This is a genomic window from Plebeiibacterium sediminum, assembly GCF_026013605.1.
Taxonomy (GTDB): Bacteria; Bacteroidota; Bacteroidia; order Bacteroidales; family Marinilabiliaceae; genus Saccharicrinis; species Saccharicrinis sediminus.
The window spans coordinates 98,754-119,165 of the sequence record NZ_JAPDPJ010000008.1 but is presented as its reverse complement, the minus strand read 5'-3'; the positions used below and the strand labels follow the sequence as shown (position 1 = coordinate 119,165).

Sequence of the window (20,412 nt, the reverse complement as noted above, 5' to 3'; positions counted from 1 at the left end):
AAGCTTCATTATTTTATCTTTTTGCCCTTCTTTAAAAGCGGCTGCAAAGATAAGTGATTTTAATTTTTAAATCCAAATAAAAAATCAAAAAATTTATTTCTTTTTTTTCTTCTTTATAAAACTCCTTAAAACCTGCTCTGTATTAGGTTTTTCATCCCTTATAAAGTTATCATTATGTCATCTTTTTGTCTCGCCTTTCGTTCAAAGCGGGTGCAAATAAATAGCTTTTAATTCTAACATCCAAACAAAATTGAATTATTTATTTTGCAGAAACACCAAGGTAAGAACTAAACCACTTTTTGTCAAGCGGTTAATTAGGGAAAGTTTTTTGAAATATTTCTGTGATGAGCATTGTAGCATTTGAGAAACCTTTAAATATAAACTCTTTTTATAAGTTCGTGTGAATTAGAATAGCTGTGATCATAAAAACGAATTAATAAAGATCAGCATACTTAATACTAAGAGGTGATAACTATAGACGTTTCACTTTTATAGCTTTAAATTCAATGGGTGAACCTTCGTATTGAAATAAGATGCGTCCTTCTATTACTGAAGTATTGGTTGCTTCATTTACCAATACTCCATTTAAATATTGTTTTACATGATCGCCATCTGCTTCAATAACAATATCATTCCATACTCCATGTTCCTTTTCTGCATCTGAAAAATGATTTACATTAATACTGGCTCCTGGTCCGATTATAGTATCATGAACAGTCAAACTAACATCTTTCAACAGAATAAAATTACCTGTTGAATTAGTTTTTATTTGATATTGTATTCCTGATGGCCATAAAGCGTCTTCCTGATCTTTTGCCACATAATACATCAACCCACTATTGCGCTTTTTATTTTGATCAGACTCTGTCATCCAACGGAACTGAGCTGTCAGTTTAAAGTTTTTATAAACTTCATTACTCATTACATAACCAATGGTTTTACCATCTAAAACTATAGTCCCTTTGCCGGTTTTAAATAATGAATCAGGCTCCACCTTTCCGGTTTTACTTGAATAGGCATAGCCATTAAACTTAGATTTTTTAAAAAGCTTTCCGTTTTGTGCTTCTGCATTGGCTGTTAAGGCAAATAAAGCGCAAACTATAAATGCCGACTTAATAATACTTTTAATCATTATAATGGTTGTTTGTTTAATTTCTTTTTTTTACCACAGAGTTCACCGAGGTTTTTCACAGAGCTACACAGAGGATATTTATCTCCAAGTTCTTTGTGATAAAGCATAGCGCCTTTATGTTTTCCTTGGTTAAATTATTTTTTACCACAGAATTCACAGAGGGTTTTCTCAGGACTACACAGAGGATATTTATCTCCAAGTTCTTTGTGATGAAGCGTAGCGCATTTGTGCTTTCCTTGGTTAAATAATTTTTTACCACAGAGTTCACCGAGGTTTTTCACAGAGCTACACAGAAGATATTTATCTCCAAGTTCTTTGTGATGAAGCGTAGCACCTTTATGCTTTCCTTGGTTAAATTATTTTTTACCACAGAGTTCACCGAGTTTTTTCACAAAGCTACACAGAGGATATTTATATCCAAGTTCTTTGTGATAAAGCACAGCGCCTTTATGCTTTCCTTGGTTAAATTATTTTTTACCACAGTGTTCACCGAGGTTTTTCACAGAGCTACACAGAAGATATTTATCTCCAAGTTCTTTGTGATGAAGCGTAGCGCATTTGTGCTCTTCTTGGTTTAATAACTTTTTCACCACAGAGTTCACCGAGGCTTTTCACAGGGCTACACAGAGGATATTTATCTCCAAGTTCTATGTGATGAAGTGTAGCACCTTTATGCTTTCCTTGGTTAAATTATTTTTTACCACAGAGTTCACTGAGGTACACAGAGATTTCTTCTCCGTGGTGAAATCATTTCTCTATTCGTTCATTAAAGATCTTATATCCTTTAATAGATCAATAGAAGCTTCTATTTCTTCTTTTCTGATGGCTACACTTTCAATATTAAAACCGATAGGCATATTCTTTTCTTTTGCAAAATGTACAATCTCAGTTGCAATCATTTTACAAATCTCAATTGATTTTGACAGAATATCGTGAGAATGCTTTAATTCGTTGATTAACCACTTTGGAATATCAATCCCCAGCCACTCCATAAAATGCATGGTTTTGATAGAACCACATGGTGTTAATGTAAATATGATGGGTTGCAGTTCTCTATTATTTTCGACAGATGTATAATAATAATCAGAAAGGAAATTTTTGGTATTGTTAATATTATAAACACATTGCGAAATAAAGAATCTACATCCCTTATCTATTTTATTAAACAATCGCAAATGCTCATCCCCTTTAACTGCGTGGCGCTCCGGAATAGTTACACCTCCCAATACAATATCAGCATTTACATCCTGCTTAATTTTATAGGCATTACCCAATGATAACTTCGTTACCTGATCTTTAGATGGTGATCCTACAAATACAGAACAATCAATATTTGCCGTTTCCTGATTAAGCCAATATTTAAAATCTTCTTCACTATATTTTCCTACACTCTTATAAATCACTTTAGGAATATCTAATTCACTCAGATATTTGTTACTGTAGTAATCAGGACTTAATGTAGGCATAAAAGGAAAAGGACGAGGCGAGTCATTTCTTGAGGTTTCATCCTGAATATCATATAACACCAAGCCATCAATCTCCAGGTTTTTAATTCGCTCTATTTGCTTTTTGGCAATAACCGCAATTTTATCCTCTTCAGTTTTTAATTTTGGAGGGGTTAGTCCATACAATAAAATTCCTGACTCTTTTGATAGTACTTTATCTTTTAACATCCTTCTTTTTTAATTAATAATGAACAATTGTTCCTGGCTTTTGACTCTATGCTACCACTAGCTATTACCTACAAACTGATCTAATATTGCTTCCAACAATGCATTGATATCATGGAAATATACTTCTCTTTTAAGCATTTCCTTGCCAGGCATCACATATTTCTGTCCTTGCAAATCTTCCAACTCGTCTTTAAATACATTATACATCCCCCTGGCAGTTGAAGGTGTAGCTTCCATATGAAACTGTAATCCCAAAACCTTATCTCCAATAGCAAATGCCTGATGTTTGGTAGCTTCTGATGAAGCCAGTAGTATAGCACCTTCAGGTAAATCAAATGTATCACCATGCCAGTGTAAAACAACCCAACGATTCTCCGGATCAAAACTTCCCCATCGTTGAGTACCTTCTTCTGTTAATTCAATTTTATACCAGCCTATTTCCTGAATACCGGATGGATATACTTTAGCTCCTAAGGCTTCGGCAATCAGTTGAGATCCAAGACAAACGCCTAATACATATTTATCAGCGTCAATAGCTTTTTTAATAAATTCCTGTTCTTCCTTTAACCATGAGTATTTGTCATATTCATACACCCCCATCGGTCCGCCCATAACCACCAACATATCAAACTCCTTCATCTCAGGAAAAGGATCATTATTATAAATATGTGTATAAGAAACTTCAAAATCATTCCACTCCGCCCAATCAACAATATATCCAGGTGTTTCAAAATCAACGTGTAAAATACAGTGAATTTTCATCAATAATTGGTTTTAATGATTATTTGTACTAGAAAAACAAACACAAAAATAAGTAAAGTTTATAAAGTTGGTAATGTAACTTGTTTAATTTGGGATTAATTGGGAGAAGGGAACAGGGAACAAGGAACAAGGAGAAGAGAACAGGGAGAAAGGAACAGGGGCAAATAGTTGGCAGTTCGCAGTTCACAGTCGGCAGTCGGCAGTTAGGAAATAGCAGTCGGCAAATTAACCAATAAACAAATCTACAAATAAACAGATATTTACACTCCCTACTGAAGTCTGTTGACTGTAGACTGAGTACTGAGTACTATTGAATAAGATATAACCCCTTACGTTTTATCATATTTACACCTAATTTTAGAACATTTTATCACCAAATACCACAATAATCAATATTAATTCGCACATTTTAACTTTTTACAACCATTTATTAAGCTATATTTGTTTACGAATAAAGGAGTAGAAAAGAAACCACCTATATTATCTCTTCACTTCAATTATTTTGCCCGAATATTTATAACTCTCTGGGATCACATCTTAAAAACCGATTATGTTTAACCAGTATCATTTGTGATGCCATAAAACAATTTTAAGATGACCAATAACTACGTATTTTTTGATGTTGACTGTATTGAAATCACCCCAAATAAAGTAAAATTTAACTGTCCCGACAGAAGTCAACCTATTAGTGATGAACTGTTTGAAATTTACAGTTTAATTTCTGCCATTGTTGCACCGCTTGTATTCACTATTCATGAAGATGGTTTTCAACCCATGGAAGATGATAAACGTGACTTTGTTTTTATTCCGGCCAACAAGGAAAAAGAGGAATGGAAAAAGTCTATTGGTGAAAGATATAAGTTTTATCTGGAAAGAGGTACTAAGGACGGTGTTCAGGATGTTTTGGTTTTTAACAGCAACGAAAACACAGCTGAATGCGTTAAAAAATTAAAGGCTAAGGAATGGATTGTTTTTGGCGTGGGACTGGAAAATAAAGTGGATCATGTGATCACAGAACTACTTAAAATGGGTAAAAAAGTACGCTACATTCCAGAACTTATCATTAATGAATCTGCCTACAATGATGGTGAGGTGAATTTAAAATTAGTTTATGAATACTTTGCTAAATGGGAATCACTTGGTGCTTACCCTATGACTTACAACGAAGTATTGCTATTGATTAAGAAAAATAAGATGCATAAATAGGAGAAAGGAAGAGGGAAAAGGGAGAAGGGTTAAAGGAGAAAGGAACAGGAAGAAAGGAACTGGAGACTGAAGACTGGAAGAATCTTACAGGAGACTATTGATCATTATAAGAAAAAAGCAGGTTAACCTTTGTACACACAATAAAACCTAGCATCAAAATAGAAAAACTGTACAAAATTGATTAACCTAACTTTTAAACTAATAACACAATTGGAAAAACTATAACATTAGATGGCTGGTTTATATATTAATAAATCAGCCATCTTTTTTATATACTATTTTGATTTTAGAGTCAATACTCCATTTTTTAAGCCATCAGTAGTCGCTGTAATTTTAATATCCCCGGCTTCTTCTGTGGCCTGAACTATCAATAAGCACATTCCATTAAAAGCTTTACGATAATTGGCTTTAAATGGCTCTAAACTGGCTTGATATCCATTGTCAACTCCGGCAATAAAGCCGTTACCTTCTATGTCAAAATGAACCAATTGATCTGCATCCGGAATCATATTACCATCCTTGTCCATAATCTTAACTGTTATAAAAGACAAATCTGTTCCATCGGCATTAATTACCTCACGATCAGCAATTAATTCTACTTTATAAGGCTCGCCTGCAGTATGAATTTCTTTTTCTAAAACAACCTGACCATCTGTACGAGAAACTGCTTTAAGAGTACCTGGTTCAAACGGCACTCGCCACATTACATGGAATTTTCCATCTTCTTTTTTACGTGTACCTAATGATTTACCATTTAAGAATAGTTCAACCTCATCGGCATTATTATAATACGCCCAAACATCAATATCCTGTCCTTTTTCCCAATTCCAATGTGGGAAAATATGTAACATGGTTTTATCTGTCCATTCACTTTGATACAGGTAATATGCGTCTTTAGGGAATCCTGCCAAATCAATAATTCCTAAATAAGAACTACGTGCTGGCCAAGGGTAAGGTATTGGTTCTCCTAAATAATCAAACCCCGACCAGATAAACATCCCTGAGATGAAATCATTGTTTTTAACCACATTCCATGTATCCTCATGCGTTGCACCCCAATAGGCATACACATGATCATAAGCAGAAACCGTATAATCATCATTTGCACCTACCAAAGGAGCATTATAAGCCGAAGGCCAGATTCGCATACTATCTGAAGGCATATCATAATGTCCGCGTGTTGATAGAGCCGACATATTTTCAGAAGCGAGCATTTTTTGACCCGGGTAATTCTTTGGAAAATCAAGATACTCCTTATGCTTATAGTTAAAGCTAATTAAATCCAAAGCTCCTGATTGATATATATTATTTTTTTTAGGATCCTGCTCTGTTAATGCACTGGTTACAGGACGGGTTTTATCCAACTCTTTTACAATACCAGCCAACTCCCTTGTAATAGATATTCCTGTTGTATCAAACTGCTCTCTGATTTCGTTTCCAATACTCCAGGCAATAATACTTGGGTGGTTACGATCGCGTAAAATCATATCCTGTAAATCGCGAACATGCCATTCATCCCAATATAAATGATATCCTTTTTTAGCTTTAGTTTTTTTCCATTCATCAAAGGACTCATCAATAACTAAAAATCCCATTTGATCGCACAGATCCAATAATTCTTGAGCCGGAGGATTGTGCGCCATACGGATAGCATTACAACCCATTCCTTTTAAAATTTCAAGCTGGCGCTCCATGGCTCTGGTGTTTACAGCAGCACCTAAAGCACCTAAATCGTGATGTTGATTGACACCGTGAATTTTTAATGGCTGACCATTTAAAAAGAATCCTTTTGCAGAATCAAACTCAAAATATCTGATACCAAATGGAGTTTCATATTGATCAATCAATTCCTTCTTATTATAAACACTTGTTACAGCTGTGTACATATAAGGATTTTCAATGGACCATAATACGGGGTGATTTACAGTAAAATCATAGGCTATGGAACATAGAGAATCTTTACAGGAAACTGACTTTTCATCCTGAGCTACAACTTGATTATTCTGATCATACAATTCAGTTTTTACCTTTAATTGTTGTGCTGCGTTTTGATTGTTTTTGATTTTAACCTCAAGGTTTACGATTGCTGCCTCATCACTAACTTTTGGTGTTGTAATATAAGTACCCCAATGATCAACATGAACCTGATTTATAGTTACCATCCAAACATTACGATAGATTCCTGATCCGGTATACCAACGAGAAGCTGGCTGAGCATCATTATCTACTCTCACCGCCATTACATTTTCCTTATCTTCAAAATTTAAATATGGAGTCATATCATAACGAAAGGTAATGTATCCAAATGGACGCTTTCCTAAATAATGACCGTTTAACCAAACTTCACTATTACAAAAAACTCCATCAAAGTCGATATAATATTTTTGATTTTGAGGAACTGAATCCACCTTAAAGGTTTTTCTATACCATCCAATTCCAGTTGGCAATGCTCCTCCTTCAGTAGTTGAAGGATTATCCTTACTAAACTCCCCTTCAATACTCCAGTCGTGGGGTAAATTCAATGCACGCCAATCCGCATCATTAAATGATACCTTTGAAGCATCAGCAGTATCTCCTAAAAAGAATTTCCATCCTTTATTAAAAGATTCCACCTGTCGCGGATTATCAACCTTTTGATTACAGGCTGCCAATAAGGCAACTGCAACGATGATTAATATTTTATTTATGTGTTGATACATAATTTATTTTTTTAAGCTGATGGCTATTTGTTATTAGTTTAAACCACCTCCCCCTCATTCTTCGGGTACTCCTCCTTTAAAAGGAGGAGAATTATTTACAGCACTTACTAATGTATCCTTCGAAAGAGGAATCGTTTCTCTTGACAACATTCCCCGCCTTTTAAGGAGGGGTGGCAGATGCGAGGTACGAGAATCTGACGGGGTGGTTTATATTAATAAGTTAACTCACTCTTTCCTAAATCTTTTGACGTTGCCACAGCGATGCCTCTTTGTTGATCGCGATTTGTAGCACAATAAAAGTGGTAAACCACACCATCGTGCTTAACAACATATGATTTGTGAGCAAACCAGTTATCGTAAGGCTCTGATGGGAATACTAAATCTTTACCATCCCACTCTGTCCAGTTAACAAGATCATAAGAACAAGCAAAGCGGTTAAATGCATCGTAATCTTTACGAGTAGGCCAAAAAGCACCGAAATAAAACATTACCGAAACATCATCAATCTTTTGAATCACCGCATCACCAGAGATTCCTTTATGGTGATTGATTACAGGATCGGTACCAAAACGCTCCCAGTTTACCATATCATTTGACACAGCCATACCAATACGTTCTGCACCTCTGTTTGGATTAATACTATCACCCCTTGCATTGTAATACATTACAAATGGATATCCGGTAGTTTTGCTTCTATCGAATAAGACCCATGTTTTATAGATGGTGCTGTTCTCCCACCAACGTACATCTTCATCTGTAGCCATAAAAATAGGCTCTTTTTCTCTGTCCCAAAGGTGTACAGTTGTTGGATCCTTTTCTGTGTGAGCCATACCTATTGATAGCAAACCTTTTTCGTATCCTCGTGAATTACCACCAAAATATGGCATCCAATACTTGCCATCAAACTGTTCCAATTCATAGCTTCCTCCCCACTCCGGATCTTGTAAACTTGGGTAACCTGCTTTTTGATTGCTATCCCAATCTGTTGTATCAGAAAAAGACATCACTTTACCCATGTTATCCCAATGTAATAAATCATCACTCTGAGCTAACCAGGTTTCATATCCGCGACCATCAAAAACAAAATAGGTCATAAACCACTTGTCACCTTTTCGATATACAGTAGGACAATCCATTTTCTTAGAATCATCTTCAGGAACCATTACCAATCCATATTTATATGGCGTTTTTACTTCCTCATAGATCTCCTGCATCTTTTCCTTTGACACAGTTTTTGGCAATTCTTTTTTACAACTTGTAAAGGCTGCAAGCACCACAGCAATTATCACCAATACATTTAATGTCTTCATCACGGTATAGTTTTTATTATTTTTTTTCGATTTGTTGATTTGATAATTTGTTTAATTGTATTGCATCAACTTTACCGGGGCTAAAACCCCTGGCTATTTTATATCGGACTTTCAGTCCTTTTCCTTGTTCCTTTAACCTTCTTACTGCCACTTGTTGTCGCACGATTGCATCGTATAACGTTATCTATTAATATTTTAATTTACAGAACGTGATAAAATCGCGAACTAGCATATGGTTCACCTGCTGATGCCGAAAGAACCATTCTTAAGAGATTTATCTTTCTAATTCTAACAAGATACTCAAAGCTCTTCGCTCTATGCACTAGGCCAATTCTTGTTCCTTTCTCCTTGTTCCTTGTTACCCTTTACCCCTTAACCTTTAACCCTCTTATTGTACTTTCACCCAATCAAAATACAGCGGGCCTTTTTCTTTAGGTGTGATTTTAATGGTATAGGTTCCGGCATTAATGGTTGTTTGAGTATCTGTTCTAAAGCTTTTCCATTTGATGTTTGCTGAAGGAAATGTCCAAGAGCCATCCCACATTAAACGACCATCGGCTGCTAAAATTTCAACATCAGCATCAATCTCATGATTTGCCATATTCATAAAGCGGAATTGTAATCCATATTTTGAAGCCAAGCCAACTTTAAATACGAAACCAATGCTTCCATTTTTATCCGGAACAATGATGCAATCCTTTTTCATGAATTTTACCTGTTGTGCATTACCCCAACGTTTTCCATCTTCAGCCTGGTAAGAAACAGTTTTTCTTAGGTCGATGGCTTTATCTAATGTTGAAACAGGAACTGCAGCTACCACATACATCTTTTGTTCTTTAGCTTCTGATGCTGGCAATAACTCAACAGTTTGTCCTTTTAAGAATTTCTTTTGATAAAGAATAAATTTCGCCTTTTCATCAGATACTGATTCAATTATCTTATCAGATGGTAAAAAGTCTTTCATCCATAATGGTAAAGTTGTCATTGAAGAATCAATTCCGATATAAACATCGGCATCAGCACTTAGCTTAAAAGAAGCTATTACACTACTATTTTCTGCTTGTATTATTGAAGGACTTTTAATCCATTCTGCACCATATAAAACCGGTGGAATAGATGAAAATGCCTGCTCACTATCTGAATATTGCTTTATACCAGTATCCATCCAGGTTTCAGCCTTCCAATTATCTTGATCTCCACCTTGAACCTTTAGATTTGTTATTAGGCTCTCTGATGCCGGAGCAGCTTTTGCATTTGAATCCAGAGCTGAAATTGCAATGGCTGAAACGACTGCCTGTCCTGATTTTACTTTAGGAAAGGATATATCCAGACTACCGCCTTTAACATCTACTTCAATGGTCTTTTTCAATAATTTATCATGACCTGCTTCCTGCCAGATATCTAAATCATCTAGTACTGTACTATTGTTAACAGCCACATCAAAAATTCGCCATCCCTTACAATCTAAACCACCTCCGGTTCCGTACCATGGTTCAACAAAATACATATCCACTTTGTACTTTCCATCAGCTACAGGAAAGTGATATTTTAATTTATGGCGGCCATATCTGAATGTCTGAATTAATGGCCATTCATCTGTACCTTCTATTGGATCATGCGTTTGTCGCTGACTACCATAAAATGCAGGTAAGCCAGGATAATCATCCGTCCATGATAAAGAACCCCAGGTATCATTACTTATGTTGTGAACATCTGCCATCCAAACATTTCCTTGTTGGTCGATATAATCACTTCCACCACAATTCACCCTGTAAATTGTATTCCAGTCAGAATCTGCCTCCATCAATGGAGCAACATCTCCTTGCAATAGCTTGATATCAACACCCTGAGGTAAATGATGCATAACGATGTAATCTTCTGCAACTTTTTCTCCTTCAACATATCCAACAGCATATAAAACATTGGTTTGTATATCAACCTGATTAAATACAAAGTGAGTTCCAATACCTCCTCTTTTCTGACGGCCCAATGAGTTTTTATTAACTCCATTGAAAAGTTCTACCTCATCACAATTAGAATAGACTCTGATACCATCTTTGATGCCCGGTTCAGTCCAGCGATCTGGCCAGGTATGAGAAGCAATATAAACCATAGGTTCTTTTTTATTGTCCACATAATTAGAGCGAAACATATAGAATACATCCAAAGGTTCCCCCCAGATAGAAACTGCACCTTTATAATTGATTGGCCCCAGACGATCCATATCTCTGAACCCTTCACCTCCTTGTGTTCTTCCCGGGTTGTCGTGAGAATTAAATAACCAATGATACTGACCACAACATTTATCAGAAGCCTTTTCTGCCAATCTAATTTTTGATTCCATCAATAGGGTCATTCTATCTTCACTTAACACCCCATTAGCGTCAAACTCTCCCTCTGAATGTAAATCAATACTTCTCCAGGCACCATACTCACCGTTTAATAATTGCTTTGATATTTCCTGATCATAAATTTCAGGTTTACCGCCATAAGTTCCCGACCAGTTTTGAATTACATTCCAATCTGTACCAGAACCTCCATTACAAGTTGTAACCAATCGTTGCGATGAAGTCGTTGGATCTAATTCTCTGATAATATCTGAACACTCTCTGGCGAAATCTTCAGGAAGCGTACTTTCATTTTCCAATCCCCAAAGAATAATTGAAGGACTATTTCTTCTTTCTTTTACCCAATCACGAAGCAGCATTTTAAAGTTTTCCCTAAACTCTGGTGTATCAAACCAAATATGAGCTGCCATCTGAGTCCACCATAAAATTCCATTTTGATCCCAAGCTTCATGATAACGAAAATTATGAGGTTGATGAGCATCCCGGAATGAGTTGTAACCCATTGACAATATCTGATCTACACGAGCCTGTACCTGCTCATCAGAGAATGCATGACTCTGACCTAAGATATGCTCATACTCTGCAGTTCCGTTTATAAAAACAGGTTCATCATTTAAATAAAATCTGTTGGTGGCATTTTCACCTTTAATATCCCATTTAATCCAGCGGATTCCATAGGGAGTCGTAATCTCATCGACCAATTTATTACCCTCATAAATTTTAGTTTCCATGTGATATAAGTACGGATTTTCAACCGACCATAAATGAGGATGATGAATATCTTTAATTTCCTGAGCAATAGTATCAGTCGCTCCGGGAGCAATTTCAAACTTTTCAATAGCAACTGCTACTTCATTTCCAAGCGCATCCTTAAAACTGTTAACCAGCTCTATCTTTCTTGGTTTTGAACCATAGTTTTTCAGTTCAACTTCAATATTTAAATGTGCTTTTTCTTTCGTAATTTGATTATCATTCCAGATATGAACCCCGAAAGGCTCAACCCTAACCGAATTTGTCACAATCAGATGAACAGGTCGAAAAATTCCCATTGGCTGACTTCCTTCAGAAAATCCCCATTCAGGACTACATCCTCCACAAACCCAAGGTAAATCCCTGATATCAGATGGATGATCTGCTTGTACTGCCAGAATATTCTTTTGATCAAATTTTACAGCCTCAGTAATATCCAAAGTAAAAGTTGTTCTTCCTCCGGCATGATAACCTACTTTTTGTCCGTTTACCCATACAGTAGCATAAGAACCCACACCTTCAAAAAACAGGAAATAACGTTTATCATCAGTTTGCTTTTGCACCATAAACTCTTTGCGGTACCACGCATATCCATGACGATTTCCATGCATCATTCTGCGATAACCACCATAATCATCCCAATTATGAGGCACATCCACACTCAACCAATCTTCAGTGCTAAACTCAGCATCTTCAAATCCATTGAAGGCTGTTTTATCTGAATCATTAGCAATAGTCAGCCAATCTTCATTCAATAGAATATCTTGTCTCAAAGAATTTTTCTCAGAACATCCTGTGAATAGAATTAAACCAGCAATTAATAAATATCCAATTCCCCTAAATCTTAATAAACTCATCATTTCTTTATGGTTTTCTTTTCGACTCTATTTAATAAAATAACCAATCTACTGCAGCTCCATCTTCTGTACCACCCACTCCGGCATCATGTATCATAATTTCTTCGTTGCCATCGATAAAACCAAGAATTAACACACGGCCTTTCCCTAACTTTAACTCATTAACTCCTGGTTCGTATAGATAACTATACACATTAACCGGATACAAACCTGGTACATCAAGTGCATTTGCTATTTTAATATCTGCCTGACCACGATCATTTGCCAGCGCATTTGTTTCAAGCGTTGGCGGTTCCAAAATGGTATAACTATTTGTATTGAAGTAACCTACTAATACTTTAACAGGCTTTTTATTTTCAAATTTTAGTATGGTACCTTCTGCTTGCTGTTGCATATCTGAAAATTGAACTCCGGAAAGTTTTTGTAACTCATCACAAACTCCGTTTATCATAGTTTTATTATCGCTATAAACCTGTTGTCCTTTAGTCAAAGAGTATCTCTTAACTCCTTTATTTAGTATTTTCACTTCAACAGGATCATAAACTTTAAGTTCTTCAGAGATTTTAGCACCTCCATTGGCTTTAAGTGTTTCTATATTTCGCTTAAACACTTCCAATTCTTTTTGAAAATGAGGTAATAATTCATCCCAATGCTTATTAATTCCTCCTTTTCCAGCTATAGGAACTCTACGCATGGCTGTTTGCATACTGTTAGCATACAGATAGGTATCTTTAGTTCTATTCACCAAACTTGTGTAATGCTTCAGGCTACTCTCAAGAAAAACTTCTGCATGTTCCAGATCTTTTATATCATTGGAGTATTTATATCTAAGCACTAACAAGGCAGCATTTACTTTATCTGAAAAACAATTGGCAATATCGTTATAGCAGTAAACATCATTCTTCAACCTTTCAAATTCTTCCTGATTAGTCCCAATATTTTTTGATGCCTCTTCAATTGCTGCTACAGCTAATTTTCCATGCTCCACAACCTCTTTAATAATTTGAGGTGGTGTTTCTCCAACATGTTGCTCTCCTTTCCATTCCTTTTCAGCATAATCTATAAGGATTTCTCCAACAGGACCATTTGAGGACAGGAAGTTTTTATAAACATGATATTTAAATGGATTCACCAATTGTCCCATGAACATCCCCAACAACAAAGTTTGTCTGTTACCATCAGAAATACCAAAGGTGCGCAATAACTTTGGGGCAATTTCTCCTGTTTGCTCATAAGCTTCCAAAATATTCTTCCCCTGATCACCACATTGATAGTAATGATCCAAAATATCAGACCAATAGGCCACTTCCTCTTTTCTATCCCTGTGGCAATTCCATGCGTAACGAGCCCATGTTTCATACCACATCCAATCCCTGTCAATTTGCTTTAATCTTGGCGTTGTTTTATCTGCAGTATATGGCCAATCCCAGTAGGAAGCCTGAGGATACAAATGCAAGCCGTTGGCACCTTGAATATTGTGCATCGCCTTCACACTCTTTTGAATAAAATCAGGAGATGAATAACGGAAAGGCTCCAGATTAGCCATTATATGCACATTAGAAATATGAACAGAACCCAGCTCGCTTAATCCTTTTGGTATTGACTGCCAATCATCACGTGGTTCATATGTAGTCAATGACTCACCATTATATTTAAACATGGTATACAAGTTCTTATAGATAGGTAGTGCTGCTTCCATTACTTTAGCGGCATCTGTATCGTGACCTCTTAATACAATTGGAGGTTCATCGGTTCTGCCAAGAGCTTTTAAACCATCTTTTACTCCAGGAATAATTGTTTCAGTAAACCACTTTACATCATCATCGATAGTGTGCATGGCTTCACCCAAAGTAACCAATAATCCAACATTGGGATATTTTTCAATAAATGCAGTAATTGACTTTTGCGTATAATCTGCAATAAGTGGAGTAATTGGTCGACTACGTTCCTGAGTTTTTAAACCATGATGTTCGGCAAATGGCTTTGAAAGAATAATATTGTAGAACATCTGAATCACAAAGATGCCTCTTTTGTTTGCCTCTTCCGTTAAGAACTCAAACATCTCTTCATTCTTTTTAAAAGTCTCATCACCTACCTCTACGGCATAAGGATAATCCTTTAATTTAACCAATGAAGCAAACGGATGACCATTCCATAAGTACAAGGAATTATATCGATTTTCAACCAACATATCCAAATACTCAATCCATAATTTTTTATCATAAAACCAAGGGAAATTCTCAGGAGTATATGGATACTCATAAACCATTCTTCCCGGAAGGAAATCAGTTTTTTGCATCCCGATACAAGTTCCTCTTAAAACCATTTCGGGTTGATCAAAGAAATTTATATTTTCTGGCACACCACCATTCTCTTTTACCTGTTTAGCTAACTCCATGCAGGCATATAATGAACCGGAAGCATCTCCTCCACAAACTAAAACTTCATTACCAACAGTCTTAATCAGAAAGCTTTCTTTTGCTTTTAGTTTTGCTTTTTCATCAGATGACAGCACTGTCTCAACATCTGAAACTTCACAAACTCTTATGGATAAAAGATCCTTTTGTCCTTCACCTTGCACGATCTCATACCCAACAGCATCTAATGTATTTTGTAACCTTTCAGCTCCAAAAACAGTTCTGGTATGAGCTCCTTCCTGCAATACAAGATGAACCTTTGATTTACCACAAGAAGTGATTCCTATTAAAAGAACCAGGAGGTATAAATATTGTAGATTTTTTATCATTGATTTTATATTTTGCTTCCTTTTACAATTAATTATCTCGCTAAAGGAATCCAAACAGTCATTTCTGATTTTCCTCTGTTATCCCAGGCATAGTAAGGAATTAATCTTACTTTAACTTTTTTAGCATCATCTGATGATATTTCACGATATAACTGATTACTCCACTCTTTTTCTTTTGTAAGATTGGCTTCACCTACAAGAGTGGTAATTTTACTATCTGCAATTACAGTTGATTCGGGAGTTAATTTTATATCGGAAGGTAAGGCTATGTCAAAAATACGGGCTCCATCAACATCCGGAGATTCCAAACAATATACTATTGGTCCTCTTTTTACTGCAACCTGATTACGGGTTTCCTCTACCAACGGATTTGCTTCAATTAATTTAGCTTCCATTGGTAAGATTAACTCTACAACATCACCTTTTTTCCAGCTTCTGTTTATCTCTGCATATTTTCCAGGAGCCACAATAGCATCAACAGTTTTACCATTCACCATTAATTTTGCAGCACCACACCATGATGGTATTCTTAAATACATTGAAAAAGCATTTTTAGGAACCTTATTCATGGTAATTTTAATATCGCCATCCCATGGATACTTGGTTACCTGCTCTAATTCAACACTTGAACCATCTTTTAATTTTGTATCCAGTTTGTTTCCACTGTACATGTGGCACCATAGACCTTTATCACTAACACTGTAAGCATAATTACTTACCTCAGCAACAGTTCTGGCCACATTTGGCGGACAGCAGTTACATAATGTGATATATTCCTCACGATCTTTAGACCATCGTAAAGTGTAAGGCAAATCATTATTCACACAAAGCGGATTTGTATAAAAGAATCGCTTTCCATCAAGACTAACTGCCGAAAGTACACTATTATATAAAGTTTGTTCCATTACATCTGCATAACGCTCTTCGCCTGTAATTTGTAACATTCTCCAATTCCAGATCATATTACCAATATTGGCACATGATTCATTATGAGCTGTAGCATTGGGTAACTGATAATCTCTTCCATAAGCCTGGTGAACTTGTTGAATTCTTGGTTGATCGTAAGTAGTTCCATCCGGTGAAACACCATCGTATAAGGCACCACATGCACCTGTAATGTACATCTTACGATTTACAAGGTCTTCCCAAATTAATTCCAAAGGCTTTAATAAGGTGGTATCACCAGTTTCAGCCACAACATCAGCCACACCGGCATACATGTAATTAGCTCGTACTGCATGACCAATAGCTTCATGTTGTTCTCTGAAAGGAATACGATCCTGATTGTGATCACTGCCATTTTCAACCAAATCTCGAATTTCGATTAATTTTTCAGCTAACTCTAAATATCGAGGTTCTCTGGTAGTTCTATACATTTCCACTACTCCCATATAATGAGATGGACAAATAGCATTGCGTGCTAATTCTGCTGAAGATCTTTTATAAAAACCATATAAATAATCCGTTGCTTTTTTTGCTAAATCAAGCATGGTAGTTTTACCTGTTACACGATAATGCACACAAGCTGCAGTCATTAAATGACCTAAATTATAGGTTTCAAAATCCAAACGTTCTGCGAATTCTTTCTTTTGCTCAGGGTGCTGACGTTGTTCAATATTTACAGGCGTATGGATGTATCCATCTTCACGTTGAGCCTCACCAATGATCGCAATAATTTTATCCATCAGTTTATCTAGCTCTTTATCCTTTGTTACGGCATAAACCATTGCTGCAGACTCAAACCACTTATAAAAATCACCATCATGAAACGGAGGTCCAGAATGAACACCATCTTCATGCCCTGCCGCAATCTCAAAATTTCGAAAAGAATGACTGATTTCCGGATCATTTAATATGCTCCACATAAATGGAACCATAGTCTTTTTACAAACATCAAAACGTTCTGCCCAAAAACCATCAGTCCACTGTACATCATCCATATCTATGTTACTCATTTTAACATACGGACTCTGCGATGTATTTATCAAACTCTTTTCCTGTGCCTTAAGTTGAAATCCACTAAAAACACTTGCTGCCACAATTAAAAATCCCGGAAGTACCCTTTTCATTATTATTATTTTTGCGTTGTCTTAAATTGATAATTACCTGATCCCACTTCAACTTTCACATATCCATTTGATGGTTCAGTATACTTGATTTTTGCTTTTGAAATTTCTTTGCCATTGACATACAAACCTGATGTTGTAGAAGCTGGTACAAATACAGAAGCTGTTGTATTGGCTGGTACAGTTACTTTAAGTAGTAAAGATCCATCCTCTTGTTTTTGCCAATGAGAATTTATTTCACCATACATAGACTCAATATTTGCTTTTGCATAGGTAAGCTGATCGGATAATTGAGGTTTAATGATAATATGCTTATATCCTGGCTTTTCCGGATCAATTTGAACACCTGCTACCTGAGTATACAACCAATTACCAACCGCTCCATAGGCATAATGATTGAATGAGTTCATGCCTACATCCTGAAAAGATCCATCTGGCTTAATTCCATCCCAACGCTCCCAAATTGTAGTTGCGCCCATGGTTACAGGATATAACCATGAAGGATATCGTTTATTGAAAAGTAATTTATATGCTATATCCGAAAAACCGTTTTCAGATAATGCCTGACAAATCAAAGGTGTTCCTAAAAAACCAGTGGTTAAATGATCTAATTCATTGATATTATCTGCTAATCTTTGTGCTGCAGTTTCTTTGAATTCGTCAGGCATTATTCCGAATGATAAAGCCAAAATATAGGCGGTCTGCGTGTTCGAACTTAAACGTCCGGTCGCTGTAACATATTCCTTTTTAAATGCGGCCTTAATTTTAGGACGGATGGATTCGTATCTTTTTGCATCCTCATCTTTACCTAAAATTGCGGCTATTTTTTGCATTAACCCAGTTGTATAATAATAATACGCTGTGGCAATTAAATCTTTATCGGTATGAGCACCTGCAAAACCATAATCCGGAGCATTGTATTTGTAACTCATATATTCTGCAAAGGCCAACCAATCTCCAAAGTGGAATCCATAATCAAAAATATATCTATCGCCTGAATGCTTGATCATATATTCTTCCCATGCCTTCATTGACGCATACTGATTCTCTAAAATTTGAGTATCCCCATATGATTGATATACTGTCCATGGAATGATGACTGCTGCATCAGCCCAACCTGTAGCACCAAAGCCATCTGACCATCCGGTTCCTCCTCCGTTTTCAACAACATTTGGAACTACCCATGGCACACTACCATCGGCTTTTTGATCTACGATGAAATCTTTCATCCACTTAGTATAAAATGGAGCTGCATTCATATTAAAACAAGCTGTGGATGCAAAAACCTGAGCATCTCCGGTCCAGCCTAAACGTTCATCGCGTTGAGGACAATCTGTAGGAACATCAAGAAAGTTCCCTCTTAATCCCCATTGAATATTTTTTTGTAGACGATTTACCAAAGTATCTGAACACTCAAAATCCCCGATAGGATCCATATCAGAATGGATTACTTTTCCTGTAATATCATTTAAGGAAACCTCACCTTTGTAATCTGAAATTTTGATATATCTAAAGCCATGAAAAGTAAAATGAGGTTGAAACTCTTCAACTCCTTCACCATTAAAAATATATTGATCCTTTTGTTGGGCCACTCTTAAATTATCGATATAAAAGTTACCTTCCTGATCAAGTACTTCAGCATGTTGAATAGTTATCTTACTTCCTTTTTCTCCTTGTAGTTTAAACTGGACCCAACCCACCATGTTTTGTCCAAAATCAAATACCAATTCACCTTTTGGAGTAATGATTTTTTGAATGGGTTTTAATTCTTCAGTAATTCTAACCGGAACACCAACTGAGGCAGTTAAAATTGAATTATCATATTCTTTTTCAATACACTTACTCCATTTACTATCATCGAAATTTGACTTATCCCATCCTTCTTTTTCTAATCTGGCATCATAAAGTTCTCCATCATAAATTTCAGATTTTAAGATGGCACCTGTAGATGCTTTCCAACTATTATCTGACACGATGGTTTCTTTTGAACCATCTGTATAAGTCACTTCCATTTGAAAAAGCAACCCTGATTTTTTACCGTATAGATTTTTATTTCCCTGCCAAACCAAAGGCCCACGATACCATCCATCACCAAGAATAACACCTATGGCATTTTTCCCTTTTTTTAATTGAGCCGTTACATCGTATACCTGATACTGAAGATTACTATGATAACTCGTCCAACCCGGAGTAAAGAATTCATCACCAACTTTCTTTCCATTTAAATTGATTTGATACAATCCGTGGCAAGTGGCATAAATACGAGCTGATCTGATTTCTTTGCTTAAGTCAACTTCTTTTCTTAACAATGGAGAAGGATAAGGCTTTGTTTCATCCTCACTAATATCAGGCTCAATCCAGGATGCTTTCCAATCTGAAACACTTAATAATCCCATTTCAAAAGAAGCTACTTCACTCCAATTTGAAATATTTCCGTTAGCATCCCAAACACGCACCTGCCAATATACTTTCTGACCAGATGTTAAACTGTTTCCTTTATATGGAATTTGAATGGACTCTTCTGAGCTTACTTTATTGGTATTCCACAACAAATTATTTTCGCTTTTTAAATCAGCCATTGTTGCAGCAGCCTTAATCTGATAAGCACTCTGCAGTACATTGGTATTTTGTGAAGACAATTTCCAAAATAAACGTGGACTTAAATTCTCTAGTCCTATGGGATTTACTTTGTATTCTGTACGAAGATCTTGTACAGTTAATTTTGACTTCGCCCCCTGAACTTCCATAAAGCCAAGTGTCGTAAAAACCAAAAATATGAAAAGTGATTTTTGAAAATATTTCAAATGCATGCGATTTGATTTCATTAGATTTCTTTTATAGGATTAAAACTACTTTGTCCATA

At 36.0% G+C, this 20,412-nt stretch carries 10 protein-coding genes; 1 reads left to right on the top strand and 9 read right to left on the bottom strand.

Going from position 1 to position 20,412, the window contains the following annotated elements; all coding sequences use genetic code 11:
• Positions 1 to 472: 472 nt before the first annotated feature.
• From OM075_RS05855 to OM075_RS05845, 3 genes are all read right to left on the bottom strand, one after another.
• Positions 473 to 1,132, bottom strand: coding sequence for a 3-keto-disaccharide hydrolase (locus tag OM075_RS05855; RefSeq protein ID WP_301189553.1), 660 nt, complete (start codon positions 1,130 to 1,132; stop codon positions 473 to 475).
• 755 nt (positions 1,133 to 1,887) lie between these two features.
• The gene (locus OM075_RS05850; protein ID WP_301189552.1) at positions 1,888 to 2,805 is read right to left on the bottom strand and encodes a methylenetetrahydrofolate reductase; all 918 of its coding nucleotides are present in this window, start codon (positions 2,803 to 2,805) and stop codon (positions 1,888 to 1,890) included.
• A gap of 57 nt (positions 2,806 to 2,862) precedes the next feature.
• Positions 2,863 to 3,567: a type 1 glutamine amidotransferase gene (locus OM075_RS05845; RefSeq protein ID WP_301189551.1), complete on the bottom strand. Its 705-nt coding sequence runs from the start codon at positions 3,565 to 3,567 to the stop codon at positions 2,863 to 2,865.
• A gap of 594 nt (positions 3,568 to 4,161) precedes the next feature.
• Between OM075_RS05845 and OM075_RS05840 the strand changes: the two genes are divergently transcribed.
• Entirely contained in the window at positions 4,162 to 4,773 is a 612-nt protein-coding gene (locus OM075_RS05840) for a hypothetical protein (RefSeq protein WP_301189550.1), read from the top strand.
• A 275-nt stretch (positions 4,774 to 5,048) separates the two neighbouring features.
• Here the strand turns inward: OM075_RS05840 and galB are convergent, their stop codons facing one another.
• The 6 genes from galB to OM075_RS05810 all read right to left on the bottom strand — a co-directional run bounded on the left by galB (position 5,049) and on the right by OM075_RS05810 (position 20,374).
• Positions 5,049 to 7,472 (bottom strand): beta-galactosidase GalB, encoded by a 2,424-nt coding sequence (gene galB / locus OM075_RS05835; protein ID WP_301189549.1) that lies wholly within the window; start codon positions 7,470 to 7,472, stop codon positions 5,049 to 5,051.
• Between the two features lie 212 nt (positions 7,473 to 7,684).
• Positions 7,685 to 8,782, bottom strand: a complete 1,098-nt coding sequence (locus OM075_RS05830; RefSeq protein WP_301189548.1) for a glycoside hydrolase family protein — start codon at positions 8,780 to 8,782, stop codon at positions 7,685 to 7,687.
• Positions 8,783 to 9,170: 388 nt separating this feature from the next.
• The gene (locus OM075_RS05825) at positions 9,171 to 12,740 is read right to left on the bottom strand and encodes a malectin domain-containing carbohydrate-binding protein (protein WP_301189547.1); all 3,570 of its coding nucleotides are present in this window, start codon (positions 12,738 to 12,740) and stop codon (positions 9,171 to 9,173) included.
• A gap of 28 nt (positions 12,741 to 12,768) precedes the next feature.
• Entirely contained in the window at positions 12,769 to 15,483 is a 2,715-nt protein-coding gene (locus tag OM075_RS05820) for an alpha-d-galacturonidase (protein ID WP_301189546.1), read from the bottom strand.
• 32 nt (positions 15,484 to 15,515) lie between these two features.
• Complete coding sequence (locus tag OM075_RS05815) at positions 15,516 to 17,552, bottom strand: aceric acid hydrolase (RefSeq protein WP_301189545.1); 2,037 nt, start codon at positions 17,550 to 17,552, stop codon at positions 15,516 to 15,518.
• A 5-nt stretch (positions 17,553 to 17,557) separates the two neighbouring features.
• Complete coding sequence (locus tag OM075_RS05810; RefSeq protein ID WP_301189544.1) at positions 17,558 to 20,374, bottom strand: glycoside hydrolase family 78 protein; 2,817 nt, start codon at positions 20,372 to 20,374, stop codon at positions 17,558 to 17,560.
• Between the last annotated feature and the right edge of the window lie 38 nt (positions 20,375 to 20,412).